The 25766-nt window shown below is 69.8% G+C and carries 26 protein-coding genes and 1 pseudogene; 12 read left to right on the top strand and 15 right to left on the bottom strand.

The window, feature by feature from the left end; genetic code table 11:
• Positions 1-68 precede the first annotated feature (68 nt).
• The 3 genes from ACWDSJ_RS21930 to ACWDSJ_RS21920 all read left to right on the top strand — a co-directional run bounded on the left by ACWDSJ_RS21930 (position 69) and on the right by ACWDSJ_RS21920 (position 3251).
• Positions 69-1637, top strand: coding sequence for a succinic semialdehyde dehydrogenase (locus ACWDSJ_RS21930; RefSeq protein WP_450033898.1), 1569 nt, complete (start codon positions 69-71; stop codon positions 1635-1637).
• Between the two features lie 17 nt (positions 1638-1654).
• A complete protein-coding gene (locus ACWDSJ_RS21925; RefSeq protein WP_450033897.1) occupies positions 1655-2476 on the top strand; it encodes an SDR family NAD(P)-dependent oxidoreductase in 822 nt (273 codons plus the stop codon).
• Positions 2477-2549: 73 nt separating this feature from the next.
• Positions 2550-3251 carry a GntR family transcriptional regulator gene (locus tag ACWDSJ_RS21920; protein WP_387361056.1) on the top strand — a complete coding sequence of 234 codons (702 nt, stop codon included), beginning with the start codon at positions 2550-2552 and terminating at the stop codon, positions 3249-3251.
• Between the two features lie 9 nt (positions 3252-3260).
• On the opposite strand, the gene mhpA is transcribed toward ACWDSJ_RS21920, so the two are convergent.
• From mhpA to ACWDSJ_RS21900, 4 genes are all read right to left on the bottom strand, one after another.
• Positions 3261-4811, bottom strand: coding sequence for a bifunctional 3-(3-hydroxy-phenyl)propionate/3-hydroxycinnamic acid hydroxylase MhpA (mhpA, locus tag ACWDSJ_RS21915; protein WP_450033895.1), 1551 nt, complete (start codon positions 4809-4811; stop codon positions 3261-3263).
• A gap of 12 nt (positions 4812-4823) precedes the next feature.
• On the bottom strand, positions 4824-5747 hold the full coding sequence (locus tag ACWDSJ_RS21910) for a VOC family protein (RefSeq protein WP_450033893.1): 924 nt from the start codon (positions 5745-5747) through the stop codon (positions 4824-4826).
• A gap of 31 nt (positions 5748-5778) precedes the next feature.
• Positions 5779-6633, bottom strand: a complete 855-nt coding sequence (locus ACWDSJ_RS21905; RefSeq protein ID WP_450033892.1) for a fumarylacetoacetate hydrolase family protein — start codon at positions 6631-6633, stop codon at positions 5779-5781.
• Positions 6634-6772: 139 nt separating this feature from the next.
• Positions 6773-7141 carry an antibiotic biosynthesis monooxygenase family protein gene (locus ACWDSJ_RS21900; RefSeq protein ID WP_450033890.1) on the bottom strand — a complete coding sequence of 123 codons (369 nt, stop codon included), beginning with the start codon at positions 7139-7141 and terminating at the stop codon, positions 6773-6775.
• A 46-nt stretch (positions 7142-7187) separates the two neighbouring features.
• Between ACWDSJ_RS21900 and ACWDSJ_RS21895 the strand changes: the two genes are divergently transcribed.
• The 5 genes from ACWDSJ_RS21895 (at position 7188) to ACWDSJ_RS21875 (ending at position 11635) form a co-directional block, all read left to right on the top strand.
• The gene (locus ACWDSJ_RS21895; RefSeq protein ID WP_450033889.1) at positions 7188-7721 is read left to right on the top strand and encodes a MarR family winged helix-turn-helix transcriptional regulator; all 534 of its coding nucleotides are present in this window, start codon (positions 7188-7190) and stop codon (positions 7719-7721) included.
• A gap of 95 nt (positions 7722-7816) precedes the next feature.
• Entirely contained in the window at positions 7817-8956 is a 1140-nt protein-coding gene (locus ACWDSJ_RS21890; protein ID WP_387361066.1) for an SPFH domain-containing protein, read from the top strand.
• 447 nt (positions 8957-9403) lie between these two features.
• Entirely contained in the window at positions 9404-10648 is a 1245-nt protein-coding gene (locus tag ACWDSJ_RS21885) for a hypothetical protein (protein WP_450033886.1), read from the top strand.
• Positions 10649-10713: 65 nt separating this feature from the next.
• A complete protein-coding gene (locus ACWDSJ_RS21880; protein WP_450033885.1) occupies positions 10714-11202 on the top strand; it encodes a hypothetical protein in 489 nt (162 codons plus the stop codon).
• A 70-nt stretch (positions 11203-11272) separates the two neighbouring features.
• The gene (locus ACWDSJ_RS21875) at positions 11273-11635 is read left to right on the top strand and encodes a VOC family protein (RefSeq protein ID WP_450033883.1); all 363 of its coding nucleotides are present in this window, start codon (positions 11273-11275) and stop codon (positions 11633-11635) included.
• 47 nt (positions 11636-11682) lie between these two features.
• Here ACWDSJ_RS21875 and ACWDSJ_RS21870 read toward each other — a convergent pair whose 3' ends face one another.
• On the bottom strand, positions 11683-12459 hold the full coding sequence (locus ACWDSJ_RS21870; protein WP_450033950.1) for a putative protein N(5)-glutamine methyltransferase: 777 nt from the start codon (positions 12457-12459) through the stop codon (positions 11683-11685).
• A 48-nt stretch (positions 12460-12507) separates the two neighbouring features.
• Positions 12508-13377, bottom strand: a complete 870-nt coding sequence (locus ACWDSJ_RS21865) for a YdcF family protein (RefSeq protein ID WP_450033881.1) — start codon at positions 13375-13377, stop codon at positions 12508-12510.
• A gap of 226 nt (positions 13378-13603) precedes the next feature.
• On the opposite strand from ACWDSJ_RS21865, the gene ACWDSJ_RS21860 reads away from it, so the two are divergent.
• Positions 13604-14455: a bifunctional 5,10-methylenetetrahydrofolate dehydrogenase/5,10-methenyltetrahydrofolate cyclohydrolase gene (locus tag ACWDSJ_RS21860; protein ID WP_450033879.1), complete on the top strand. Its 852-nt coding sequence runs from the start codon at positions 13604-13606 to the stop codon at positions 14453-14455.
• A 1-nt stretch (position 14456) separates the two neighbouring features.
• On the opposite strand, the pseudogene ACWDSJ_RS21855 reads toward ACWDSJ_RS21860, so the two are convergent.
• Positions 14457-14819, bottom strand: a pseudogene (locus ACWDSJ_RS21855) (L,D-transpeptidase); the annotation flags it as partial.
• Positions 14820-15264: 445 nt separating this feature from the next.
• Between ACWDSJ_RS21855 and ACWDSJ_RS21850 the strand changes: the two are divergent.
• Positions 15265-16455: an alpha/beta hydrolase gene (locus ACWDSJ_RS21850; protein ID WP_450033877.1), complete on the top strand. Its 1191-nt coding sequence runs from the start codon at positions 15265-15267 to the stop codon at positions 16453-16455.
• An 8-nt stretch (positions 16456-16463) separates the two neighbouring features.
• On the opposite strand, the gene ACWDSJ_RS21845 is transcribed toward ACWDSJ_RS21850, so the two are convergent.
• Complete coding sequence (locus ACWDSJ_RS21845) at positions 16464-17087, bottom strand: cyclodeaminase/cyclohydrolase family protein (RefSeq protein ID WP_450033876.1); 624 nt, start codon at positions 17085-17087, stop codon at positions 16464-16466.
• Between the two features lie 109 nt (positions 17088-17196).
• Here ACWDSJ_RS21845 and ACWDSJ_RS21840 point away from each other — a divergent pair, with 109 nt between their 5' ends.
• A complete protein-coding gene (locus ACWDSJ_RS21840; protein WP_450033874.1) occupies positions 17197-18234 on the top strand; it encodes an LLM class F420-dependent oxidoreductase in 1038 nt (345 codons plus the stop codon).
• Between the two features lies 1 nt (position 18235).
• Here the strand turns inward: ACWDSJ_RS21840 and ACWDSJ_RS21835 are convergent, their stop codons facing one another.
• The 7 genes from ACWDSJ_RS21835 to ACWDSJ_RS21805 form a co-directional block, all read right to left on the bottom strand.
• Entirely contained in the window at positions 18236-18571 is a 336-nt protein-coding gene (locus tag ACWDSJ_RS21835) for an STAS domain-containing protein (protein ID WP_387361329.1), read from the bottom strand.
• Positions 18572-18695: 124 nt separating this feature from the next.
• Complete coding sequence (locus ACWDSJ_RS21830; protein ID WP_450033872.1) at positions 18696-20921, bottom strand: SpoIIE family protein phosphatase; 2226 nt, start codon at positions 20919-20921, stop codon at positions 18696-18698.
• Entirely contained in the window at positions 20918-21559 is a 642-nt protein-coding gene (locus tag ACWDSJ_RS21825; protein ID WP_450033870.1) for a SpoIIE family protein phosphatase, read from the bottom strand. Before ACWDSJ_RS21825 ends, ACWDSJ_RS21830 begins: the two co-directional genes overlap by 4 nt.
• Positions 21552-21965, bottom strand: coding sequence for an ATP-binding protein (locus tag ACWDSJ_RS21820; protein WP_387361331.1), 414 nt, complete (start codon positions 21963-21965; stop codon positions 21552-21554). Before ACWDSJ_RS21820 ends, ACWDSJ_RS21825 begins: the two co-directional genes overlap by 8 nt.
• Complete coding sequence (locus ACWDSJ_RS21815) at positions 21955-22344, bottom strand: STAS domain-containing protein (RefSeq protein ID WP_387361088.1); 390 nt, start codon at positions 22342-22344, stop codon at positions 21955-21957. Before ACWDSJ_RS21815 ends, ACWDSJ_RS21820 begins: the two co-directional genes overlap by 11 nt.
• Positions 22345-22358: 14 nt before the next feature.
• Entirely contained in the window at positions 22359-23252 is an 894-nt protein-coding gene (locus tag ACWDSJ_RS21810) for an STAS domain-containing protein (RefSeq protein ID WP_387361090.1), read from the bottom strand.
• 134 nt (positions 23253-23386) lie between these two features.
• A complete protein-coding gene (locus tag ACWDSJ_RS21805) occupies positions 23387-23881 on the bottom strand; it encodes a MarR family winged helix-turn-helix transcriptional regulator (protein WP_450033869.1) in 495 nt (164 codons plus the stop codon).
• A 207-nt stretch (positions 23882-24088) separates the two neighbouring features.
• Between ACWDSJ_RS21805 and ACWDSJ_RS21800 the strand changes: the two genes are divergently transcribed.
• Positions 24089-25765: a fumarate hydratase gene (locus ACWDSJ_RS21800; protein ID WP_450033867.1), complete on the top strand. Its 1677-nt coding sequence runs from the start codon at positions 24089-24091 to the stop codon at positions 25763-25765.
• The last annotated feature ends 1 nt before the right edge of the window (position 25766 follow it).

Raw genomic sequence — 25766 nt, 5'->3', positions numbered from 1 at the left:
AACAGCAGTGTTAGGCTAACACCGATGTTCAATTAATTGGATGCCCAGGAAAGCGAGAGGGCCGACCTTTGACCACCGCCCCCGAAGTGGCCGCCGCGACATTGCCGTCCGCGCTGGTCGAGTCCCTGCTCGCGCACGCGGTCGCCGGGGACGCGCCCCCGGTCGAGATCTCCGCCCCCGCGACCGGCCGCACCCTCGTCGAGCTCCCGCAGTCCTCGCCCGCCGATATCGAGCGGGCCTTCGCCACCGCGCGGGCGGCCCAGCGCGAGTGGGCGCGGGTCCCGGTGCGCGAGCGGGTGGCCGTGCTGCGGCGCTTCCACGACCTGGTGCTCGCCGAACAGGACACGATCCTCGACATCGTGCAGCTCGAGACCGGCAAATCGCGCCCGCACGCCTTCGACGAGGTCGGCGACGTCGCGGTCAACACCCGCTACTACGCCGCGGTCGCGGAGAGGCTGCTGGCTCCCCGCTCGCCGCGCGGCGTGCTGCCGGTGCTGACCCGGGTGCAGGTGCGGCATCGGCCCAAGGGCGTGGTCGCGGTCATCTCGCCGTGGAACTATCCGCTCGCGCTGGCCGCCTCCGACGCCCTGCCCGCCCTGGTGGCCGGGAACGCCGTGGTCGCGCGGCCGGACAATCAGACCGCGCTGACCGCGCTGTGGGCCATCGACGTCGCCGAGCGCGCGGGCCTGCCGAAGGGGCTGTGGCAGGCGGTGCTCGGGCGCGGCTCGGTGATCGGCGGCGAGGTCATCGCCCGCGCCGACTACGTGGACTACACCGGGTCCAGCGCGACCGGCCGCACCATCGCCCGGCAGGCGGGGGAGCGGTTGATCGGCTACTCCCTCGAACTGGGCGGCAAGAATCCGCTGCTGGTGCTGTCGGACGCCGATGTGTCGGCGGCGGCGCGCATCGCGGTCCGGGCCTGTTTCGCCTCGGCCGGGCAGTTGTGCGAATCGATCGAGCGAATCTATGTGCACGACAGCGTCTACGACCGGTTCGTGCGCGAATTCGTCACCCGCACACGGGCTTTGCGGCTCGGTTCGACCCTGGACTACTCCTACGAGATGGGGTCGCTGACCTTCCCGCGGCAGCTCGACACCGTGCGCGCGCACGTCGAGGACGCGGTGGCGAAGGGCGCGACCGTGCTCGCCGGGGGCCGCCCGCGCCCCGATCTCGGACCCTATTTCTACGAGCCGACCGTGCTCGAGGGCGTGCGCGCGGGCATGACCGTGCACCGCGAGGAGACCTTCGGCCCGGTGGTGTCGGTGTACCGGGTGCACAGCGACGACGAGGCCGTCGAACAGGCCAATGACAGCGCCTACGGGCTCAATGCCAGTGTGTGGAGCCGGGATACGGCTCGCGCCCGGGAGATCGCGGCGCGGATCCGGGCCGGTTCGGTCAACGTGAACGAGGGCTTCATCGCCGCGTGGGGCAGCGTGGCCGCGCCCTCGGGCGGGCTCGGCATCTCCGGCAACGGCCGCCGTCACGGGCCCGAGGGGCTGCTCAAATACGTCGACACCCAGACCATCGCCGTGCAGCGGGCGGTGCCGATCGCGCCGCTGCCCGGCATGTCGGAGGCGTTGTGGGCGAAGACGATGACACTGTACTTCGGCGCGATGAAGGCGTTGCGGCAGAAATGACCGGGAAGGATTCGGATATGGAGTCGGTAGCCGGGCGGACGGTGCTGGTCACCGGCGCGGCCATGGGTCTGGGCAAGTCGTTCGCCGAACGCGCCGTGCGCGAGGGCGCCTCCGACGTCGTGCTGTGGGACGTCAACGAGCAGGCGCTGAAGGAGACCGCCGCCGAGCTGACCGCGTTGGGCCGCACCACGATTCACTCCGCGGTGGTCGACGTGTCCGATCGCGACGCCATCGCCGAGGCCGCCGCCGCGGCCCGCGCCGCCGTCGGCGTGCTGGACGTGCTGATCAACAACGCGGGCATCGTGCGGGGCAACCGGTACTTCTGGGAGACCACCGAGCGCGCCGACATCGACAAGACCGTCGCGATCAACTCGCTCGCGCCGATGTACATCACGCTCGAGTTCCTGCCGGACATGGTGGCCCGGCGCGCCCCGGCCCGGGTGCTCAATATCGCGTCCTCGGCGGCCCTGGTGTCCAACCCGCGCATGAGCGTCTACGCGGCCTCCAAGTGGGCGGCCCTGGGCTGGTCGGACTCGGTGCGGCTCGAGCTCGAACAGTCCGGCAACGGGCATGTGAAGGTCACCACGTTCTGCCCGACCTACATCGATACCGGAATGTTCAAGGGCGCCAAGGGTTTCTGGTTCACCCCGATCATCGCCCAGGACGACGCGGTGGAGACGGCCTGGTCGGGAATGAAGAAGGGCAGGCCACTGGTGGTCATGCCGTGGACGTCGCGGATGAACCGGGCGATCACCGGACTGCTACCGCTGAAGGTGCGCGACTTCTATCTCAACCTCGTCGGCGTCTACCACTCGATGGACGACTTCACCGGTCGGTAGGAGCGGCACTTTCGAAAGTGGTGCCGAAGTTTCGATAATGTTATATGGTTTCGTATGGTGCTACGGTGATCGTATGGCGAAGAGCGGCGGTACGACCCGCACGGACGGCATCTACCAGGCCATGCGCGCCGATATCCTCGGCGGCCGTCTGGTTCCCGGGTCGCGGCTGAAGTTCCCGGAGCTGTCGGAGCGGTACAAGGTCAGCGTGGGCGCGACCCGCGAGGCGTTGACCCGGCTGGCGGCCGAGGGGCTCGTGACCGCCAAGGCGCACCAGGGGTATCTGGTGCGCTCGCTCTCGCACGAGGATCTCGCGGATCTGACGCAGGCGCGGGTGGAGGTCGAGTCGCTGGTGCTGAAGCTGTCCGTGCTCGACGGTGATGTGCGCTGGGAAGCGGACGCCATTGCGGCGCACCACTTCCTGGAGCGCACCACCTACCGCGATCCCGCCGACCCCGCCCACCCGACCGACGAGTGGTCGGCGGCGCATCGGGCCTTCCACCGGGCCCTGCTGGCCGGATGCCGCAACCGGCGGCTGCTGGACACCGCGCTGGCCCTGCGTCAGGAGGCCGAACTGTATCTGCAATGGTCGGTGTCGTTCGGCAACGAGCCCGATCGCGACCTGCCTGGCGAGCATCGCGCCCTGCTCGCGGCCGCGGTCGCCCGGGACGCGGTCCGCGCGCAGGAGCTGCTGCGCGATCACATCGCGCACACCGCGCAGTTGTTGATCAGTTGCGCACCGGACGAACCGAATTCGGCGGCGGCCGATCTCGGGTAGCCGCACCGGTCAGCGCAGCCGGTCCCGCAGCTGATCGATGAGGTCGGCGAGTTCGGCGGCGTCGTGGGCGGCGCCGAACAGGTAGAAGTCCGGCCGGATGATCGCGGCGACGTGCCGGTGTTCGCGCATGTGCGGGAGGTAGCCGTTGTCGGCGTCGGCGTAGCCGTGGTCGGCCGGTTCGGGGGTCAGCTCGATCACCGTCGCATCGATCTCGTCGAGGAACCGGCGATGCTCGGGCGTGAGCAGGTCCGTGGCGGGTCCGTCGACCAAGACGGTGAATCCGAATCCGGTGAACGTGTCGAGCAACGCGGTCGTGCCGTCGCGGCATAGGCGGTACTGCGGGGTGAGGTGACCGACGGACGGCGCTGTTCGCCCGTCCGGAAGCCGTTGCAGCACACCGTCTCCCAGGACGGGCGGCGCTCCGGCGGGCAGTACCCGCGCCGGATCCGCCCCGCCCGCGATCATGCGTCGATCCCGTTGCGCCGCGACGTCCTCGTCGAGGACGCAGATGACCTCGCCCAGCGCGATGGACATGTCGATCGCGTGGCGCACGTGCGCGCCGCGTTCGGTGCCGTAGGTGTCGAGCAGCGCGGCACTCGCGGTGCCACGCAACACCAGATCCAGCTTCCAGGCCAGATTCAGCGCGTCGCGCAGGCCCGAGCACATGCCCTGCCCCGCGAACGGCGGCATGAGATGGGCGGCGTCTCCGGCCAGCAGGAGCCGACCGGAGCGCCAGGTGTCGACCCAGCGGGCCTGGAAGGTGTAGACGGTGTGCCGTTCGATGGTCGTATTGCCGGGATGGCGGCCCCACGGTTCGAGCAGCCGCCACGCCGTGTCCACGGTGTCGAGTTCGGCGATGGTCTCGCCGGGCAGCCGCATGAATTCCCAACGGCGCCTACCGGGTCCGCCCGACACGATGGTGGTGGGCCGGGCGGGGTCGCACAGCTGCCAGTTCATCGGGGACCAGGTCCGCCGCTCGTGCGGGACGGTGTCGACGATGAGCCAGTCGAAGAAGAAGCCGAGATCGGTGGTGGCGGCGGGCATATGGCGGCGCACGAGGCTGTTGGCCCCGTCGGCCCCGATCACCCAGCGAGCGGCGACGTGCGCGCCGTCGGTGGTGGTGAGTTCGACGTGGTCGGGGTGTTCGGTCAGGTCGCCGACCTCGGCTCCGCGCCGCACGGTCACCGTGGGCAGGGCCTCGGCCGCCTTGGCCAGCACCCGCTCGAGCTCGGGCTGGGAGAAGAAATTCGCTGTCGGCCAACCACTTTCGCCGATGCCGCTCCAGTCGATGCGGACCAGGGGGGCGCCGTCGCGATTGCGCCACTCGTAGAAGTCCGGCACCGGATCGGTGATGGCCATGACCTCGTCGGACACCCCGGCCGCCTGGAAGACGCGCCCGATCTCGTGATCGAAATGCACCGCGCGCGGCTTGTCGTAGGGCTGCGGCCAGCGCTCGAGGACCAGCACATCGTGTCCGCGGCGGCCGAGCAGAATCGCCAGCAGCTGCCCGACGGGACCGAATCCGACAATGGCCACGTCGTGAATCTTGTTCGCTGTCACCGTATCTCCCCGCTACCCGGCGTGGTGCGCGCCGGTCATCAGCGCGGCGAGGTCTTCGGGATGCAGGAACGACGGCGGGGGTGGCGGCCCCCAGTTGAACAGACCGCGCGCACCCTCGAGCGCCTCCGGGGTCCAGAGCTGGTCGTCGACAATGCAATCCATATCGGAGTAGTACTCGGAGAAGTTGCCCGCCGGATCCTTCAGATACCAGAAGAAGTTGGAACCGGCGTGGTGGCGGCCGAGTCCCCAGACATGGCGCTCCGGATTACCCGCGAGCATGGCGGTGGCGCCGCGGCCGACCTCATCGATGTCGTCGACCTGCCAGGAGGTGTGGTGCAGGAAATTCACCGGGGCCCGCAACACCAGGACGTTGTGATGGTCGGTGGAACAGCGCAGGAACGCGCCGTGACCGACGATCTCGTCGGAGAGCTTGAAACCCAGTCCCTCGGTGAAGAATCGGCGGGTCGCGTCGAGATCCACGGTGCCCACCACGGCGTGCCCGAGTTTGCGCGGACGCACCGGGCCGGTGCGCAGGATGCCCGGGGCTCGCACGTCTCGGCGTTCCACCCGGCCGGGGCCGTTGTAGCTCATGGACGGCGCGGTGGGTTGGTGGATGCGGTCGGCGACGCGCACGACCGCGCGGAACCCCGCGATCGGCTCGTGGGCCGCGACGGCGTCGGCGGTGCGGATCACCGGGACATCGAGCGCGGTCAGCCGGGCCTGCACCGCGTCGAGATCGTCGGGATCGTCCGCGCCGACCACAATTTCGACCAGTCGCCGGGACGGCGCGGAGACCACCCGGAGCTGATTGCCGCCGTCGGTGGTCGCCAGCCAGCCGTCGGCGGCGGGGGAGAGCCCGAATTCGGTGTAGTAGTCGCGCGTCGCGGTCGGGTCGGGCACCCCGATCGTGACCGAGGACAGTCGGTGCAGCGCCATTGCGGCTCCTCCTCGAAACTCTGTGTGGGACTCAGTGATCGGTGACCATGAGGTGGCGCATCTCCCCGATGCCGCGGACATAGCTGACGAGTTCGTCGCCGGGGGAGAGGAAGCGCTGCGGGGTGCGGCCGATGCCGACGCCCTCGGGGGTGCCGGTGAAGAGGACGTCGCCGGGCAGCAAGGGGGTGATCGCCGAGAGCCGGGCGATGAGTTCGGGGACCGGGAAGATCATGTCCGCGGTCTTGCCCTTCTGCATCTGCTCGCCGTTGACCAGGCAGCCCAGTTCGAGATCGTCCGGGTCGTCGAACTCGTCGGGCGTGACCAGCAGCGGGCCGATCGGGCCGAAGCCGGGGAACGACTTGCCCATGCTGAACTGCGGGGCCGGACCGACCCGCTGCCGGTCACGCTCGGAAAGGTCCTGTCCCACAGCGAGTCCGGCGACATGGCCCCACGCGTGCTCCGCCGCGATGCGGTGACCGCCGCGACCGATCACCACGACCAGTTCGACCTCCCAATCCACATGGCCCGGCGGCAGGACGACCGTGCCGTAGGGCTTGCCCAGCGAGGTCGCGAACTTGGTGAAGACCGGCGGCTCCTCGGGCACCGCGAAATTCGATTCGGCCGCGTGATCGGCGTAGTTCAGCCCGATGGCGAAGATCTGGCGGGGCCGCGGCGCCGGATTCCCGAAGTCCTCCGGGGCGATGTCGGCGAGCGGTGTGCCCGGGGAGTCCAGCAGAGTCGAGGCCAGGGAACGTAATTCGTCCCATCGCTCGTACGCGTCCTGGACCCGCGCGCCGAACGTGCCCGCGCTGGCTCGCTCGACATCGACCGCCACGTCGGAGGGGGTGATGAGGGTGAGACGGTCGGAGATGTTGGCGAAGCGCACGATGCGTACTCCCGGAGTGAGGGCCGGGTCGGACCCGGTGTGTTGTGGAACACTTTCGAAAGTAGCGGTGCAGTTTCGATAAAACAAGGGGCTTTCGTAATGTGAACGCCCCGACCCCCTCCGAGTCCGGGCGGTCGTGTCAGGGCAGCTCGTCGCCCGGCGCGACGTCGATCGCGGTCCGGTAGACCATCGGGCGCGCAGTGACATCGAGGTCGGGGTCCTCGATCAACCGTCGAATCGATTGCTGCCATTCCGGATTCGTCCGGGCCGCGTCCAGCGCTGTGCCGCTCTGCCATTCGGCCACGTTGACGAAGGTCAGCTCGGCCTTGTCGCTGACGGCTTGCAGCATCCGGGCCCGGATGAACCCCGGCGCGGACGCCATCAAGCGCGCGTTGTCCTTCCAGCGGCTCAGGAACCGATCCTGCTGCGACATGGGCACCGAGAAGGCGTTGATCAGGGTGACGGGCTGGTCGGTGGCGGCGACGGTATGTCCGGTAGGCAGAGTCATATTGTCATGTTAGATGACAATCTCGCTGAGTTGCTATCGTTGATTCGTGCCGAACCAGCCCCTGGACGATCGAGGCGTCTTCCTGTTGTCCCAGATCGGTCATCACGTCTCGCTCCGATTCACGGCGCGGCTCGCCTCGCTCGGGCTGGAGCCCGCCCACTTCGGCATCCTCACCCACCTCGCGAACGCCGACGGCCGCAGCCAGCAGGAACTCGCGGACGCGTTGAACGTCCACCGCAACGCGATGGTCGGCCTCATCGACGAATTGGAGGACCTCCGGCTGGTGCGGCGCTACCCGCATCCGGACGATCGCCGCGCCCACGCGGTCCACCTGACCGACCTCGCCCACGACCTGCTCCCCGCGGCCACCGCCGAGGCCGACGCCGTCGAGGAGGAGATCCTCGCGCCCCTCGACGCCGACGAACGCGCCCAACTGATCCGGCTGCTGCGCCGCGCGTCCGCGCACGCCGGGCTACCGCCCGGCGTGCATCCCGGCTTGCAACGACGGCGCCGCGCCCCGCGCACGACCTCGAACTCCGGCGAGCGCGTCGTCCTCGATCGTCCCCGTGCCCAATCCTGAAGGCCGCGAATGCGACCCGCCCGGCAACCCCATTAACGTCCGTCGCGACCGGTCCGATATGCCCTTCGCACGACTACGGAGGGTGGAAACCGGGCATGGGCCTGATGGATATGATTCGCGGCGAGTTCGTCGACATCATCGAGTGGCTCGATGACACGAACACGACGCTGGCGTGGCGCTTCCCGCGGCACGAGAACGAGATCAAGAACGGCGCCGAGCTGATCGTGCGCGAGGGTCAGCGGGCGATGTTCGTCTACCGCGGGCAGCTCGCCGATCAGTACGAGCCGGGGCATTACACGCTCACCAGCGAGAACATGCCCCTGATGTCGACGCTGCAGGGTTGGAAGTACGGGTTCGACAGCCCGTTCCGGTCCGAGGTGTACTACATCAACACCCGGCCGGTGACCGATGTGCGGTGGGGGACACCGCAACCGGTCACGGTGCGCGACCCCGACTTCCGCATGGTTCAGGTCCGGGCCAACGGGACCTCGATCGTGCGGGTCGTCGATCCCGCGGTGTTCCTGCGGCAGGTGATCGGCACCGAGAGCGTCGTGGACACCGAGCAGATCGTGGACCTGCTGCGCCGCAATATCGCGCTGGCGTTCTCGGATATGGTGCTCGCCTCCGGGCTCGGGGCCATCGATCTGCAAGGCCGTCAGGTCGAATTGTCCGAGCGGCTGCGCGAATTCGTGGCCCAGCGGGTGCAGTCGTTCGGCCTGGGCGTGGACGCGGTCACCATGACCATCTCCCTGCCCGAGGAGATCCAGCAGGCCATGACCCGCGGCGTCGCCCGCGGTGTCGAGGCGGGCGGCTTCCTCAGCAATGTCGGCGATCTCAACCGGTATCAGCAGGCCCAGGCCGCCGACGCCATGCTCGCCGCGGCCGAGAACCCCAACGGCGGCGGCGCATTCGGCGCCGCCCTGCAAGCGGGCATGGGTGTCGCCCTCGGCGGTCAGATGGCCGGATCCTTCACCGCCCCGCAACCGGCTCCCGCCGCCGCACCCCCACCCCTGCCCACCCAGGCCCAGTTCCACATCGAACTGAACGGCCAAGCCGCGGGCCCCTTCTCGACCGACCAGCTCCGCCAGTACGCCACCACGGGCCAACTCACCCCCCACACCAACGTCTGGACCACCGGCATGCCCGCCTGGGCCGCCGCCAACACCATCCCGACCCTCCAGTCCCTCTTCAGCACCCCGCCCCCACTCCCCACCACCCCACCCCCGGCCGAGTAGACAGGCCCGCCATTGAACAACCCCGAACCCGACCGCGCGCAGCGGCCGGGCAACCCAGGCACGCCACAAACCGCCCCGACCGCGCCCGCCGCTCGGCCCTCGGGGCCGCCGCCCCTGCCGGGCCGGGAGCCCGTCCCGCCCGCCACGCCGTTCCCGACACCGCCTCCGCTGCCAGGCAGGGGTCCCAACCCGTCCGGGCCGACGTCGAATCGCGCTCCCGCGCAACCTGATACGCGGGTCCCGGCGGGTGGTCGAGTTCCGTCCCGGGGTGCGTCGGTTCCGCCGCCATTGCCGGGACGCGGCCCCGTACGGCCCGTGGCCCCGCCGCCACTTCCCGGTGCTCCCGTCCCTCCGCCGTTGCCGGGACGTGGACCCGTACCGCCCGTGGCCCCGCCGCCGCTGCCCGGCGCTCCCGTACCTCCGCCGTTGCCGAATGCCCTTGCGGCCGTGGCGGGTTCGATCGCCCTCGGCGCGGCGGGAGTGGATGGTGCGGAACAGGTGCGGGGGGAGGTGCGGGAGCGGGGGCCGGTGGATCGGGCGATGCTGCACCGGACCGAGGGGACTCGAACGTATCCGTGTGGCGCCTGTGGGGGACAGCTGAACTTCGATATCGCCAGTCAGAAACTGCGGTGTCCCAGTTGCGGGGTGTACGAGGAGATTCATGCCGCGCGCGAGGCTGTGGTGGCGCGGGATCTGGTGGAGGAGATGGGGAGGTTGCGGGCCCGGCAGGAGAGTGCGTCGGGGCCGGTGATCACGGGGGAGTGGGAGGTCAAGTGCCAGAGCTGCGGGGGTGAGACGGCGTTCGTCGGGACGTTGACCGCCACCCGGTGTCCCTACTGCGCCACCCCGGTGCAGCGCGACGACGTGCACAACGCGCCCGCGCGATTGCCGGTGGACGGCGTGGTGCCGTTCCGGGTGGACGAGAAGCGGGCGCGGGAGCTGGTCGAGAAGTGGGTCGCGGGACGATGGTTCGCGCCCAACGACTTCAAGAAGTACAAGCGGACCGGGTCGTTCGCGCCCGTGTATCACGCCTACTTCACCTACGACGCGCAGACCTACAGCTGGTACGAGGGCGAACGCGGCATCGAGTACACCGAGAGCTACCGCGACGACGACGGCAACACCCGGACGGTCACCCGCGTGCGGTGGTATCCGGTGGCCGGTGAGGTCGCCCGGGATTTCGTCGACGTCCCGGTGCTCGCCAACGACACCGTCGACCGATCGCGCATCAAGGCGCTGGAGCCGTGGCCGGTCGCCGACGCCACCGGCTATTCGCCGGAATACCTTGCCGGACATCTGGCCCGGACCTACGACCGCGACGTCGAGGAGCTGCTGCCCGAGGCCCAGGCGACCATGACCGAGGTCATCGAGGACACCGTCCGCGCCGACATCGGCGGCGACCAGCAGCGCATCCACTCCCTGCGCTCGAACTGGAACGCCTTGGCGTACAAGCACCTCCTGCTGCCGATCTGGCTGCTCACGGTGATCTACGCCGACAAGCCCTTCCAGGTCTACATCAACGGCCTCACCGGAGAGGTCTCCGGCGCCCGCCCCTGGAGCAAGATCAAGATCGCGTTCGCGATCGCCGCCGCTGTCCTGGCCGTGATCCTCGCCCTGGTGATCTACTCGGCCCTGCACCGTCACGGCGCACACCACACCAGCGTGCGCACTCCACCCAGTCGACGGAGGTAAGGCGTGATCACCGATCACTGTGGCGCACTTGGCAATATGAAGACCCGACCCCTGGAGGTGACCCCGTGATCCTCGCCCTGATCCTCCTGGCCGTCCTGATCATGGCCGCCGGAGCGATAGCCATCGTCGTCGTCATCGCCCGCCACCAGCACCGCCGCATGGAACTCGACAACGAGCTGATCCCCGGCGTCCCCACCCGAGCCCCCGCCGACTGGTCACGCTCCCACGACCCGGCCCCCCGCCTGCACCGCCGCCTCCGCGACGCCATGCGCACCCTCCACTCCGCCCCCGCCTACCCCACCGCCGCCAGCGTCGACCTACGCACCAGCCTCGAACAATCCGCCCTCGCCCTCGACGACCACCTCTCGGCCCTCGCCAACCTCCCACCCGCCCACAGCGCCTCCCACCTCGCCGAAGCCACCCGAGCGGTCGAAGCCATAGAACAAGCCGTCACCGACTACGCCACCGCCACAACCAAACCCGACCTCACCGCCCTCCGAGCCAGCCTCCCCGAAATCCAGATCCCCCCGAAAACCAGTGGAGCCGGGCCATAACACTGCGGTTGTATGGCGACTACCCCGGCCGCCGCGCGGCCCGCGAACCCGGATCCCCGAGGAGCCGACAATGCCGATCGCCACACTGCGAGGCGTGACCCTGGACTGCGCCGACCCCCGCGCTCTGGCCCGGTTCTACCAAGAGCTGACCGGCATGCGGCTCGGCTACAGCGCCGACGAATTCGTGGCCCTGACCGATGGTTCCGGCTGCGACCTGGGCTTCCAACAGGTCGACGGATACCGGAGCCCGCGCTGGCCCGGTCAGGATGTACCGCAGCAGGCGCACCTGGACCTCCGAGTCCAGGACCTCGACGCCGCCGAGAAGCTCGCGCTGGAACTCGGCGCGATCAGACCGGACCACCAGCCGGGCGGCGACCGATGGCGGGTGCTGCTGGATCCGGCCGGTCACCCGTTCTGTCTGGTCCCCGACTGACCGTGGGAGTCCGGCGGTGCTCTTCCCGAGAGTGCGCCTGTTCAGGGTCAGAGGGTTGCGGTGACGATGGTGGCGGTTTCGGAGTGGGTGATGTGGGGGGTGAGGGTGTGGGCGGCGAGGATCTGGGCCGCGGAAGGGGCTTGGGTGGTGCTGGTTTCGACGAAGAGGTGGCCTCGGGGGGAGAGCCAGGGGCGGGCGGAGGCGGCTACTCGGCGCAGGATGTCCAGGCCGTCGGGGCCGCCGTCGAGGGCGGTGCGGGGTTCGTGGTCGCGGGCCTCGGGGGGCAGGTGGGCGACTTCGGCGGTGGGGACGTAGGGGGTGTTGGCGAGGAGGAGGTCCACTCGGCCCGCCAAGGTGGTGGGGAGGGGGGTGAAGAGGTCGCCCTCGAAGACGGATGTGGTGATATCCGCGAGGTTGGCGCGGGCGCAGGCGACGGCGGTGGGGTCGATATCGCTCGCGGTGAGTTCGACCGTGGCGCCCGCGGCGGTGAGTTCCGTGGCGACGGCGAGGCCGAGAGCGCCTGTGCCGCAGCACAAGTCGAGGACGACCACATGGGAGAGTCCGGCAGCCAGCGCGACGGCGCGATCGACCAGGAACTCCGTCCGCCGCCGCGGCACGAACACCCCGGGCGCCACCCGCACCCGCAACCCGTGGAACTCCGCCCACCCCAGCACATACTCCAGCGGAACCCCGGAAACCCGCTGCGCCACAAGGTCTTCCAACTCCCCCGGCGAGGAGGCCGCCCCCGCCAGCAACTCCGCCTCCTCCTCCGCGAAAACGCAACCGGCCGCCCGCAACCGGGCGGCCAGCGCGTCGATATCCATTGCGATCACCGGCTCATTCTCCGGACCCTCGCCCACCGAGCCAAGCGGTTATCGCTCCGACGGCAACAGAAACGTCCGCGTCGCATCGAGATAAATCCCCCGCTGCCCCGCCCGATTCGGCGGCGGCAACTGCGACACCAACTGATCCAACGACGTCATCGCCCCCACCACCCGGGTCCCCGCCACCATGAAGTCCGCCACCGCCCGCCGAATGTGATTCGGCGAGGTCACCACCACCGCGCTCGTCGCCCCGGCGTCGCGCAGCAGCCGCGTGCTGTACAGCGCGTTCTGCACCGTCGACCCCGCCCGATCCTCGACCAGCACCCGATCGGCCGGAATGCCGTGCGCCACAAGCCAACCCGCCATCGCCGCGCCCTCGGCGACCCCGTTCTGCGGGTTGCCGCCGGTCACCACGATCGGGGCCCACGGCGCGGCGATCGCCTGGATCCACGCCGCGCTGAGCCGGTTGACCAGCTCCGGCCGCATCGTGCCGTCCGGCAGCAGACCGTAGCCCAGGACCGCGATGCCGGTGCCCGGTCCGATGAGCGCGGGCAGCGGATTGGGCAGCGTGCCGACCGCGGCGCCGATGGCGCCCAACACGTTTCGCGTACCCTGAGCCAGTCCGGCGTCCACGGCGTTGAGGCGGCTCAGGGCCAGTTCGCGGGTGATCAGATCGCCGGTGTAGTCCGACCAGATGGCCTGCAACGCCAGGGCCTGCGCGTCGTCGGGATGTTCGAGCAGCAGCTGGGCCAGATCGGCCAGCCCGGCCGACTCGTTGCCGTTGAGGAAGTTGGTCTGGGCCGAATTGTAGAGCGGCATATCCGGTTCGGCGGTCGCCGCGGGAGCCAGGGGCCCGGCGGCGACGAGGGCCGCGGCCGAGGCCGCGAGCAGATATTTCATGCGCCATGCGATCTTCACAGCAGTCGACACCTTTCCCGCAGACGGGTTCGTACGTGTTGCTGAAAATTGGCTCGGGAATGATCGAACCCACGATACGACCGACCGGCGTGCCGATCCAGGATTTGTGCCCGGCGTCTTCGGGCGACGTAGCGGTGAAACGGCGGAACCCGTCGTTAGCGGCCGAATAGCGGCAAGCGCGCGCCGACCGCCACCCCGACCGGCGCGCCCGATAAGCTGAATCCCCGTGGACACGACCTCGCTGACCGGCAAGCAACTCGCCGCCGACCTCAACGCCGCTACCGCCGACCGGGCCGCCGCCCTCACCGCCTCGGGCGCCGCGCCGCGGCTGGTGCTGGTGGTGGCCAATGACGATCCGGCCAGCGGATGGTACGTGAAGTCGCTGCAACGCGCCGCGGGCAAACTCGGAATCGCCTGCGACACAGTCGATCTCGGCGCCGACGCGAGCGCCGACGCGATCCGCGCGACGCTGGCGGAACTCAGCGGGGACCCGGCCGTGGACGCCGTCATGTTGCAGACCCCGCTGCCCGCGGGCGTCGCCCTGGCCGACGTCAGCTCATCGATCACGGCCGCCAAGGACGTAGACGGCGTGAGCCCGCACTCGCTGGGCCTGCTCGCGACCGGCCTGCCGGGCTTCCCGCCCGCGACCGCGCAGGCCGTGGTCGAACTCGCGAAGTTTCACGACATCCCGCTGAGCGGCAGGCACGTGGCCGTGGTCGGCCGCTCCAACGTGGTCGGCAAACCGCTCGCGCAGCTGTTGCTGGCCGAGAACGCGACCGTTACCGTGTGCCACTCCCGCACCACCGACCTGCCCGCGGTCACCTCGGCCGCCGATATCGTGGTCGCCGCCGCGGGCCGCGCGGGCCTGATCACCGGCGAGCACGTGCGCGCGGGCGCGGTGGTCATCGACGTCGGCACCAACGAGGGACCGGACGGCGGCATCGTGGGCGATGTGGACGCCGAGTCGGTACAGGGCAGGGCGGCCGCGCTGAGCCCGGTACCCGGTGGGGTGGGGCCCGTCACGACCGCCCTGCTGATGGCGCACGTGGTGCGGGCCGCCGAGGCGGCCCGCGGCTGACTCACCAGTGAATGGTCACCGGATCGCCGACGTGGACGACGTTGTAGTACCACTCGGCGTCGTCCGGCGCGAGATTGACGCACCCGTGGCTGACATTGGCATTGCCCTGCTGATCGACCGACCACGGCGCGGAGTGCACGAACACGCCGCCCGAGGTGAGCCGCTCTGCGAACTCACCGGTGAGGTAGTAGCCCTCCGGTGAGCTGAGCGGGATGCCGATCGTGCGGGAGTCGAAGATGATGGTCCGGTCCTTCTCCATGATGGGGAAGGTGCCGACCGGCGTCTCGCGGCCCGGCTTGCCGAACGACGCGGGCATCACCCGCGGCGGCTGGCCGGGCACGAACACCGTGAAGGTGTGCGCCGACATGTCACCCTCGGCGGTGACCGCGTCGGCCCGGTAATCGGTGCGAGCCCCCGAATTGTGCTGTGGTGTTCCGTTGAGCGCTGTCGCTGTGCCCGAGGTGAGCGCCGCCAGTCCGGCGATCACGAGCACCAGGAACACATGCCGAATCATGTTCCGCATGGCTTCCACCCCTTCGAGTGGTGTGAGTTCGAAGATTGTTCAAATGTCAGGATCGGTCCGCCGCACGAAAACGTATCGACTTCGTGATCCATCCGTCGCGTGTCCCGTGGCCGATAGCAACGATGCATCTGCTATGGCCCTACCCCTTGTCATGCACATTAACCCGACCAACCGGACATACGGCCAGTGGGGTGGGGCACGCAGCGGCCGAAGCATGGGGGCGCGTGCCGAACCCCGCCGCGCCCGTAGCATCGGGAGGTCGGGGACGGAGCCAGGGAGGGTGCCTGTGATCGGTCGAATCGGACGGATCGTCGCGCTGGTGGTGGCCGCGGTCCTGGCGCTCGGGCTGGTGCTCGCGCAAGCGCTGGCCCTCCTGCCGGTGCCCTGGCTCGCACCCCTGTTGCGCGTGGCGGTGCCGCAGGCGTCGATCATGGCCCTCGGCTGGATCCGCTCGATGTGGGATTCGTGGCTGCTCGCCGTGGCCGTCGTCGCGGTGGCGCTGGCGCTGCTCGCCCGCCGCGGCCGCCGGAGCGGGACGGCCGGAACCGTGACCGCGCTGGCGGTCCTCGGACTCGTGCTGACGCTGATCACCTCGATCGGCTCGGTGCTGGCGGCGCATCGCGAGACCGGCCGCTGGATCCTGGCCGGTCCGCCGCTCCCGCAGGTCGTCGGCGGACGAGGCCCAGATGAGACAGTAGCCTATGCGAGCCTCGACGGCGAGCCGATGCGCGCGGATCTGTATCTGCCGCAAGGGGTTCCGGGTCCCGTCCCGGTGGTCGTGCGGATCCACGGCGGCGGTTTCGTCGCGGGCGCGCGCGGGCCGACGCCCTACAACAGCTGGCTCGCCGATCGCGGCTACGCCGTCGTCGATGTCGACTACCGGCTCTCCCGCGGCGACGACCTGCGCTGGGACACCGAGGACGCGGACGTCGGCTGCGCGCTCACCTGGGTGACGACCCATGCGCGGCAATACAATTGGAATACCGACCGGCTGGCCACCTTCGGCGACTCGGCGGGCGGCAACCTCGCGATCAATGTCGCCTACAAGATCGCGCGCAGGGCGCTGAAACCCTCCTGCGGCACCCCCGACGACCTACCCCGGGTGCGCGCGGTGCTGGCCGACTACCCGGCCGTCGACCTCACCGGCTCCGAGACCGACACCGCCGAAGGCCACCGGGTCGGCCGCGAATACCTCGGCGGCCCCGCCTCGCGCTACCCCGAGCGCTACGCCGCCACCGACTCCGCCCCGTGGATCGGCCCGGACTCCCCACCCACCCTGCTGCTGCAAGGCGCGGCGGATCATCTCGTCTTCGCCTCGCGCACAAGCGCTTTCGCGGACCAGCTGACCGCCGCCGGGGTCGAGAACCGGTACGTGCGGCTGCCGTTCTACGACCACGGATTCGACGGCGTGCCCAATATCGGCGCGCAGGTGAACCGGGACGTCATGCTGGACTGGCTGCGCCGCCACGACGCCTGAGGCGGGACTCAGCGGGCGATGGCGGAGACCACGTCGGAGTGCAGGGCGTCGGCGCGGGCCAGGATCTCCTCGATCCGGCGCAGCACCGGCTCGAACTCCGCGGCGTGATGATCGGCCAGCGAGGCCACGTTGATGGCGATGTTGAGCCGCGAACTGGCCGCGGCCGACCGCGCGGCGTCGGCGGCCGCGCCGATGTCGGTCACCACGTTCGGATTGCCGATCGGCAGCAGATCCGTTGCGAGCGAGACGATCTCGTCGGCCTCGGCCACCACCGCGGCGGGCACGCGGGCCGCCTCGAGCAGCGCCGCCTCGATCGCGCGGTCGCGGGCGGCGGTCTCCTCGTCGGTGGTCCTGGGCAGCTTGTAGGCCGCGCCCACGGCGGTGAAGGCGTCGGCGTCGGCGTCGGCCAGCGCGAGCGCGCGGGCGCGGGCGGCGTCGGCGGCGGCGATGATCCGATCGATGGCCGGGCGGTTGTCGGCGTCCTTCGCCCGCGTCGTGTAGCGGGCGACCATGGCCACCAGCGCCGCGGCCTGGGCGGCGTGCAGGGCCGCGACCGCGCCGCCGCCGGGGGCGGGGATCTTGGCCGCGAGATCGTCGAGATAGCCGCCGATCGTCGAGGTGGCGAAGGACATGATGAGGGGCCTCCCGGGGGCGGTGAACGGCATGGGGTCCGCGGCCCACCGTACCGGCCGCCCGGCCCTCGTCGAGCACCGGACCGGCGGGGTGAGTAGGTTCGGGACCATGCGTATCGGATTGGGCATCAACTATGCGGGCGGTTTCAAAGAGGTGGCCGCGGAGGTCGCCGACCTGGAACGGGCCGGGCTGGACATCGTCTTCGTGCCCGAGGCCTACTCGTTCGACGCGGTGAGCGCCCTGGGGTATCTGGCCGCCAAAACCGAACGCGTGCAACTGGCCTCGGGCATCCTCCAGCTGTACACCCGCACGCCCACGCTGACCGCCATGACCGCGGCGGGCCTGGACTACGTCTCCGACGGCCGCTACATCCTCGGGCTCGGCGCGTCCGGTCCGCAGGTCATCGAGGGATTCCACGGGGTGCCCTACGACGCGCCCATCGGCCGCACCCGCGAGATCGTCGAGATCTGCCGCAAGGTGTGGCGGCGCGAGCGGCTCGAATTCGAGGGCCGGTACTACACGCTGCCGCTGCCCGCCGAGCGGGGGACCGGGCTGGGCAAGGCGCTCAAGCTCATCAATCATCCCGTGCGCGAACGCATTCCGGTGCTGCTGGCCGCGCTCGGGCCCAAGAACGTGGAGCTGGCCGCCGAGATCGCCGAGGGCTGGCAGCCGATCTTCTTCCTGCCGGAGAAGGCGGACGACGTATGGGGCGACTCCCTCGCCGCGGGCAAGGCGCGCCGCGATCCGGCCCTCGGCGAGCTCGAGGTCTACGCCGGACCCACGCTGGCCATCGGCGAGGACGTGGAACCGCTGCGCGAGTTCGTCAAACCGCATCTGGCGCTCTACATCGGCGGCATGGGCGCCAAGGGCAAGAACTTCTACCACGCCCTCGCCACCAAGTACGGCTACGGCGCGGCCGCCGACCACATCCAGGAACTGTATCTGGCGGGCAAGAAGGACGAGGCCGCCAAGGCCGTCCCCGACGAGCTGGTCCGCGACATCTCGCTGATCGGACCGGCCGGATTCGTCGCCGAACGGGTAGCGGCCTTCCGGGAGGCCGGGGTGACGGTGCTCAACGTGGTGCCGCTGGCCGCCACCGCCGCCGAACGCGTGAAGCTGATCGAACAGCTGCGCGAGCTGATCTGAGTCAGCCGCGCAGCGCCGCCAGCGCCTCCTCGAGGGTCGGGTGCAGGGCGAAGACCTGATCCAGGTTGGTCATCTTGAGCTGACGGCCGGTGGCCGGGCCGTCGGCGACCACCGCGATCCTGGTCGCCGCCCCGGCCCGCCGGTGCGCCGCCACCAGCGCGGCCATACCGGCCGAGGCGAGGAAGGTCACCTGCGACAGATCGATGATCAGGGCGGCGGGCGTGCCGCCGAGCGCCGCCTCGATCGCGTTCTCCAGCGCGGGCGCGGTCGCCAGGTCGACCTCGCCGACCACGGTGAGCACCGTCGCTTCGTCGTGCACCGCGACCGAGGTGGTCATCGTGTCGGCGAGGGGGTATGCGTCTCCGGGAGTATTGGTCACATCGAAACAATCTGCCATGAACCGGCCCCGAACGCCGCATCCTGGCCCGGATTGATGGCCGATCGGCCCCGATTCGGCACCATCACGGAACCCGGCTCGCGGCGGCCACCGAGACCGCGGGGAGGCGGGCGACCATGCGGACCCGGGTGCCGATGCCGACGTGATCGATGGTCAACTCGTCGCTGAGCGCGCGCATCATGGCGATGCCGCGACCGCGATGGCCGGGATCCTCCGGCTGCGGCCGCCACACCCCGCTGTCGGCCACCTCGATCACCACATTGTCCATCGTGCAGTCGGCGGTGAGCACGACGCGGCCGGGGGCGCTGCCCAGATACGCGTGCTCGATGCTGTTGCTGCACGCCTCGTTGGCGGCGGCGACGAGATCGGCGGCGAGTTCATGCGGGACTGCCGCCGCGGCAAGCCAATTCGTCAGCTCGCGGCGCATGCCCGACAGGCGCAGCGGTTCGGCGGGGACGTCGACGTGCAGCGGGCGCGGCGGCTGCCGGTAGACGACCATGGCGACATCGTCGTCGTACCCGCCGCTGGGGCGCAGCCGCGACAGCACCGCGTCGGCCACCTCGCGCGGGAGATCGCGTGTGGCGCCGGACAATTCGTCGGCCAGCTCGTCGAATCGCATATCGATGTCGACCCCGCGCTGTTCGACCAGGCCGTCGGTGAACAACACCAGCGTGGAACCGGGCGCGAGCGCGGTGGTGGCCTCGGGCCGCCGGGGCGTGTCGAAGGTGGCCAGCGGCACCGCGCGCCCGCCCTCGAGCAGGCGGCCCTTGGCGTCGGGTTCGGCCAGCACCGGCGGCATGTGCCCGGCGTTGGAGTAGCGGATCAGCCCGCGCGCGGGATCGAGCACGGCCGCGCACACCGTCGTGCACATCGCGCCGGGAATCTGATCGGCGACCGTGTCCAGTTCCGCGAGCAGCTGCGCCGGGCCCGCGCCGCGCAACAGCAGAGCCCGTGCGGCCGTGCGCAATTGGCCCATCACCACCGCCGCCGACAGGCCGCGGCCGACGCAGTCGCCGACCACCACGCCGATGGTCCCGTCGCGCAACTGCACCACGTCGTACCAGTCGCCGCCGATCTCGAGCGGCGGCAGCGCCGGTTCGTAGTGCACCGAGAACCGCGGCGGCAACTCGATCGGGCCGAGCATGGCCCGCTGCAACGTCAGTGACGTGGCGCGAGCCTGGTCGAAGTTGCGCGCCCGCTGCACCGCGAGGCTGAGATGGCCGACCAGCAGCGAGAACAACGCCCGATCGGCGACGGTGATCACCCGCGGGGCGGCGAAGCGCAGCCACAGCGCGGCGTCCCCGGCCTCGCCCAGCGGCGCCACGACGCCCTCCGAACTCGCCCCGCCCTCGGGGATCACGAACACCGAGCGGGAGGGCTGGGTGCGCACCCGATCCAGCAGCGCCCGCGCCCGCGCGTCGAGCACCTGCCGCGACACCGCCTCGTCGCCGGTGTCCGAAACCGGCCCGGAGACATACTGTTCCGGCGGTCCCTGCCGATTCGGCCACACCGACACCACCGCGGTCTCCGCGTCGGTGGCCCGGCGCAACTCCTCGAGCCCGACCGAGAGCACCTCGGCCACACTGGTCGCCGGGCCGACCGCGGTCGCCAGCCGCGACACCGCCTGATCGCGGGCCTGCGCGTCGTGTTCGGCGGTGACGTCGCGGATGGTCCCGACGTAGACGCGTTCCTCGTTCTCCGGTTTGATCACCGAGGAGGTGCTGACCGCCAGCCACAGCCGCCGCCCGTCCCGATGCCGGATGGGCAGCACGAAACGGGCGGCCTCGGTGCCCAGATTCGGGTACCGCTCGTGCTCGGGCACCGACCACGGATGCGGCAGCTTGTACGGAAGTCCTTCGGCCCCATAGCCGGTCAGCGCCCCGAACGCCGAATTGACCTCGGTGACGGTGCCGCTCGCGTCGGCGACGAAGAACCCGTCCTGCAACGACTCCACCAGCGCGGTGCGGAACGCGTCGCGGTCGGCGAGATCCTCCGCGCGCAGCCGCTGCAACTCGTAACTGCGTGTGCTGTCGAGGAATCCGCGGGTGGCCACGTCGAGGGCGGCGAGGGTCTGCAACAGGAACTCGAGCGCCGACTCGGTGTCGTCGATGCCCGCGCGGGCCAGCAGCCGGAAGTGGTGTTCGGTGAGATCGAGGATGCTCACGCCCTCGACCAGGGCGCGCCGCCCGAGTTCGTAGCCGTCGGCGAGGGTGGTCTGGCTGGGCGAATCCAGATGCAGCCGTAGCGCGTTCGCGTACGCCTCGCGGAACGCCGCCAGCACCGCGCTCATGTCCGCGCCGCCTCACCGGGACTGTGGCCGCGGTGGCGCGCCGCGAGCACCAGCGCGTCGTCGGTGTCCTTGACGTGGTGGGCCAGGATGTCGGCGGTGATGTCCGCGGTCGGTTTGCTCAGATCGATGTCGTCGACGAAATCGCTCACGATGCCGTCGGTGGACATCAGCAGCAGATCGCCCGGCCGCACGACGACCGTCTGCGTCTGGATGTTGGGCGGCAGCAGATAACCGACGATGCCGCCGGTGAGCAGTGCGGTGGCGCGGACCACGGGTTTGACGGTACCCGCCGCGACGACCCGGGAGTCGACATTGCCCACCCCCAGCCAGTGCAGCCGGTCCGCGGCGTCGAACAACGCCAGCGACACCGCCGCTCCGCGGGTGTCGGCCATCGCCCGATGACACAGCAGCATCAGCACGTCGAGCGGTTCGGCCCGGTTCTCCGAAAGCACCTGTGCCGCACGGTCGGCCGCGCCCGCCGCCGCGTCCCCGTGCCCGAGCCCGTCGAGCACCGCGAACAGCGCCGCCCCGCCGCCCGCGTCCAGCACGATGGACCGATCACCCGACACCCGCTGCCCCGGCAGCGCCCGGCCCGCGACCGCCCATTCGATCGCGCCGATGTGCCCGTCCTCACGCACCGGCGGGCACCCACTTCCACATCTCCACCAAAGTTCCCTGCCCGGGCGCGGATTCGACGAGCAGCCGATCCATCAGCCGCCGCGCGCCCGGTAGTCCCAGCCCGAGCCCGCGCCCGGTCGAATAGCCGTCCTCGAGCGCCCGCGCGATGTCGGGGATGCCCGGACCCTGATCCTGCGCCTGCACGACGAGCGCGCGTCGGCCCTCGCGATCCTCCACCGTCACCCGGATCTCGCCGGTGCCCGCGTAACTGGTGATGTTGCGGGCCACCTCGGAGATCGCCGTGGAGATCATGGTGATGTCGGTGAGCGTGAACCCGAACTTCGCCGCGAGTTCCCGCCCGGCCTGACGCGCGGTCACGATGTCGTTGGACGTCTTCACCGCGATCACCACGTTGTCAGCGGCCACTGTCACGACCGTCTCGCTGGCGGCGGGCGGGGAGCTGTCTGTTGAGCCAGGCCAAACCTTCCTCGAGATCCAGGGCCGTGTGCATGTCCTCGAAGGTGAGACCGAGCTGGACCATGGCGAAGGCCACCTCGGGCTGGAGGCCGACGATGACCGTCTCGGCGCCCCGCAGCTTGGTCATGTGGGCGATGGTACGCAGCGAGCGGGCGGCGAAGGAGTCCATCACATCGATCGCGGTGACGTCGACGATGATCCCTTGTGCGCGATATTTGCTCACGTACTTCATCAGGTCGTCCTGTAACCGCTCGGTGTCGGCGTCGGTGAGCGCCGACTGCACGGACGCGATCAGGTACGTGCCCTGTTTGAGAATCGGTACCGGCATGGGCCCGCCCCGGCTCAGCGACCGTCGCGTTCGGTGACGCGCGTGACCTCGTAGCCGAGCAGTCGTTCCGCTTCCTCGATGCCGCCCTGGAGGTCGCCGACCGCGTTCATCTTCGACAGGTCCAGGCCGATGGTCACCAGCGTCAGCGCGATCTCCGAGGACAGGCCGGTGATGATGACGTTCGCGCCCATCAGCCCCGACGCGTCGACCGTCTGCACCAGGTGGTTGGCGACCGTGGAGTCGATCGCGGGGACACCGGTGATGTCGATGACGACGACCTTGGCGCGATTGGCGCGGATCGCGCGCAGCAGCTGTTCGGTGAGCTGGCGGGCGCGCTGGGAGTCGAGCACGCCGATGATGGGCAGGATGAGCAGCTGTTCGCGCACCTGCAACACCGGCGTCGACAGCTCGCGGATGGCCTCCTGCTGCTGGCGGATGACGCGCTCGCGCTCCTGCACGAAGGACACGGCCACGGTGTTGGCGATGCGGTTGGCGGCGGGCTCGTAGGCGTCGAGCACCCGCTTGAGCAAATCGAAGTTGGACTGGTACTTCTCGAACAGGCTGCGCGCCAACACATCTCGCAGCAGCAGCACGATCCCGATGACCTCGTCGGTCTCGACGCCGCGGGGGATGATGCGTTCGGACAGATCGCGCGCGTAGGCCTGCAACGCCTCGACGCTACCGGTCTCGAGCACCTCGACGTAGTTGTCGAAGATCGAGGTCGCCTCGGAGAAGATCTCCTCCGGGGTCATGGCGGTCAGCAGCGCGGCGTCGGTGATGCGACGAGCCCATTCCTCCCGCAACTCGGTGCGATTCTGACGCAGGTGTTCGACCAGCTCCGGAAGGAGGTTGTCGACCGGGCCGGCCGGCCGTGAATCCGGCGACAGGCCGATGGACACGTCGGACATTGGAATCTCCTGCCCCTTTCGTTAAGGGTAGGTCGGTTGCTCGTCAGGTGGCTCGCCCGCGGCTGCTCATCGCTTGCCACTGTCGAGCCTAGTCTTACCCGATACCCGGCGGGAGACAAACCAAACCTGTCCGATCAGGCCTGTCGGCGCATTTCGGACATCGGTGCCCGATCGTCGCCGCGGTGATGGGCCAGCAGCGTGTCGTAAATGTCGGCGAGCGCGGCCAATTGGTCCCGATCCAGCACATCGATCATGTGGCGTCGGACACTGTCCACGTGCGCGGGCGCCGCGGTGGCCAGCACCTCGGACCCCTTCGCGGTGAGCACGGCCGCGGTGCGGCGGGCGTCGTCCGGAACCGCCTCGCGCGCAACGAGTCCGCGCTTCTCCATCCGGGTGATCTGATGGGACAACCGGCTCTGGGACCATTCGAGCACCGCGGCCAGCTCGGCGAAACTGCGCCGCTGCTGGGGCGCGTCGGCGAGGCGGGCCAGCACCGTGTACTCGACGTAGGTGAGATTGGAGGCGCGCAGCGAGTCCCGGCCGACCGCGGCGGCGATCAGGTCGCGGGTGAACACGAAGCCCAGCCAGGCGCGCTTCTCGAGGTCGTCGAGCCAACGGGGTTCGGTCACGATCACTCTCCAGGTCCCTGATTCGTCAATGCTGTCGCCTCCCGTCGTCGGGGCACCGTTCACACGACAGGTACACCCCGTGGGTTGAAGGTGCAACCTCTCCGCGCGCGACGATGATTAGGCTTGCCTCAGATCGCCCGCCCGGCGGGGCCTGGCTACAGTCTCCAGTCGAGCTCGACCCCGTGAACCGCCCAGAGGAGTGCGATCGTGACCGCCCCGGAATTCCGCTACTCGGACCTGCTGCCGATCGGTGCCGACGAGACGCCGTACCGGCTGCTCACCACCGAGGGCGTGCGCACGATCGAGGCGGGCGGGCGGCGGTTCCTCGAGGTCGATCCCGAGGTGCTGCGGCTGCTGACCGCCGAGGCGATGCACGACATCAGCCACTATCTGCGCCCGGCGCATCTGGCCCAGTTGCGCCGCATCATCGACGATCCCGAGTCCTCGGGCAACGACCGGTTCGTGGCCCTGGACCTGCTCAAGAACGTCAACATCTCCGCGGGCGGCGTGCTGCCCATGTGCCAGGACACCGGCACCGCGATCGTGATGGGCAAGAAGTCCGAGGGCGTGCTCACCGGCGCCGACGACGCCGAGTGGATCAGCCGCGGCGTGTTCGACGCCTACACGAAGCTGAATCTGCGCTATTCGCAGCTGGCCCCGATCACCATGTGGGACGAGAAGAACACCGGCTCGAATCTGCCCGCGCAGGTCGAATTGTATTCCGCGCCGGGCGATCCCGCGCACCCGTCCTACAAGTTCCTGTTCATGGCCAAGGGCGGCGGATCGGCCAACAAGTCGTTCCTGTACCAGGAGACCAAGGCGATCCTCAATCCCGAGCGGATGCTGGAGTTCCTGGACGAGAAGATCCGCTCGCTCGGCACCGCGGCCTGCCCGCCCTACCATCTGGCGGTCGTGATCGGCGGCACCTCGGCCGAATTCGCCTTGAAGACGGCCAAATACGCCTCCGCCCACTACCTGGACAACCTGCCGACCGAGGGGTCGATGGCCGCGCACGGCTTCCGCGATCTCGAACTCGAGCAGCGGGTGTTCGAACTCACCCAGTCCTTCGGCATCGGGGCGCAGTTCGGCGGCAAGTACTTCTGCCACGACGTGCGCGTCATCCGCCTGCCGCGGCACGGCGCGAGCTGCCCGGTGGCCCTCGCGGTGTCGTGTTCGGCGGACCGGCAGGCGCTGGCCAAGATCACCGCCGAGGGCGTGTTCCTCGAGCAGCTGGAACGCGAACCGGCGCAATACCTTCCGGAGCAGACCGACGAGATCCTCGGCGGCGACGTGGTGCGCATCGATCTCAACAGGCCGATGTCGGAGATCCGCGCGGAGCTGTCGAAGTATCCGGTGAAGACCCGGCTGTCGCTGACCGGGCCCCTGGTGGTGGCCCGCGACATCGCGCACGCCAAGATCAAGGAGCGGCTCGACGCGGGCGAGGAGATGCCGAGCTACCTGCGCGAGATGGCCGTCTACTACGCCGGTCCCGCCAAGACCCCCGAGGGGTACGCCTCCGGCTCGTTCGGGCCGACCACCGCGGGCCGCATGGACTCCTATGTCGACCAGTTCCAGGCCGCGGGCGGTTCGTTCGTCATGCTGGCCAAGGGGAATCGGTCGGCGCAGGTGACGCGGGCGTGCCAGGAGCACGGCGGGTTCTATCTGGGGTCGATCGGAGGTCCCGCGGCGCGGCTGGCGCTGGACTGCATCAAATCCGTCGAGGTGCTCGAGTACCCCGAACTCGGCATGGAGGCGGTGTGGAAGATCGAGGTCGAGGACTTCCCGGCGTTCATCGTGGTCGACGACAAGGGCAACGACTTCTTCGCCGATACGCAGAAGCCGATCGCGCTGCGGGTGCGGACGCGGTCGAGGGAACGGGTCTGAG

The organism is Nocardia sp. NPDC003482, assembly GCF_053588115.1.
Note: the sequence above shows the minus strand (reverse complement) of the source record. Positions and strands in the feature narration are given on the sequence as shown.

Excerpts from the sequence above, each read along its gene's own strand:
- ACWDSJ_RS21925 (WP_450033897.1), top strand. The coding sequence starts at position 1,655 with ATGGAGTCGGTAGCCGGGCGGACGGTGCTGGTCACCGGCGCGGCCATG.
- ACWDSJ_RS21920 (WP_387361056.1), top strand. The coding sequence starts at position 2,550 with ATGGCGAAGAGCGGCGGTACGACCCGCACGGACGGCATCTACCAGGCC.
- ACWDSJ_RS21910 (WP_450033893.1), bottom strand. The coding sequence starts at position 5,747 with ATGGCGCTGCACCGACTGTCCTCGGTCACGATCGGGGTGCCCGACCCG.
- ACWDSJ_RS21900 (WP_450033890.1), bottom strand. The coding sequence starts at position 7,141 with ATGACTCTGCCTACCGGACATACCGTCGCCGCCACCGACCAGCCCGTC.
- ACWDSJ_RS21890 (WP_387361066.1), top strand. The coding sequence starts at position 7,817 with ATGGGCCTGATGGATATGATTCGCGGCGAGTTCGTCGACATCATCGAG.
- ACWDSJ_RS21875 (WP_450033883.1), top strand. The coding sequence starts at position 11,273 with ATGCCGATCGCCACACTGCGAGGCGTGACCCTGGACTGCGCCGACCCC.
- ACWDSJ_RS21870 (WP_450033950.1), bottom strand. The coding sequence starts at position 12,459 with ATGGATATCGACGCGCTGGCCGCCCGGTTGCGGGCGGCCGGTTGCGTT.
- ACWDSJ_RS21845 (WP_450033876.1), bottom strand. The coding sequence starts at position 17,087 with ATGTCCTTCGCCACCTCGACGATCGGCGGCTATCTCGACGATCTCGCG.
- ACWDSJ_RS21840 (WP_450033874.1), top strand. The coding sequence starts at position 17,197 with ATGCGTATCGGATTGGGCATCAACTATGCGGGCGGTTTCAAAGAGGTG.
- ACWDSJ_RS21835 (WP_387361329.1), bottom strand. The coding sequence starts at position 18,571 with ATGACCACCTCGGTCGCGGTGCACGACGAAGCGACGGTGCTCACCGTG.
- ACWDSJ_RS21830 (WP_450033872.1), bottom strand. The coding sequence starts at position 20,921 with ATGAGCGCGGTGCTGGCGGCGTTCCGCGAGGCGTACGCGAACGCGCTA.
- ACWDSJ_RS21815 (WP_387361088.1), bottom strand. The coding sequence starts at position 22,344 with ATGCCGGTACCGATTCTCAAACAGGGCACGTACCTGATCGCGTCCGTG.
- ACWDSJ_RS21810 (WP_387361090.1), bottom strand. The coding sequence starts at position 23,252 with ATGTCCGACGTGTCCATCGGCCTGTCGCCGGATTCACGGCCGGCCGGC.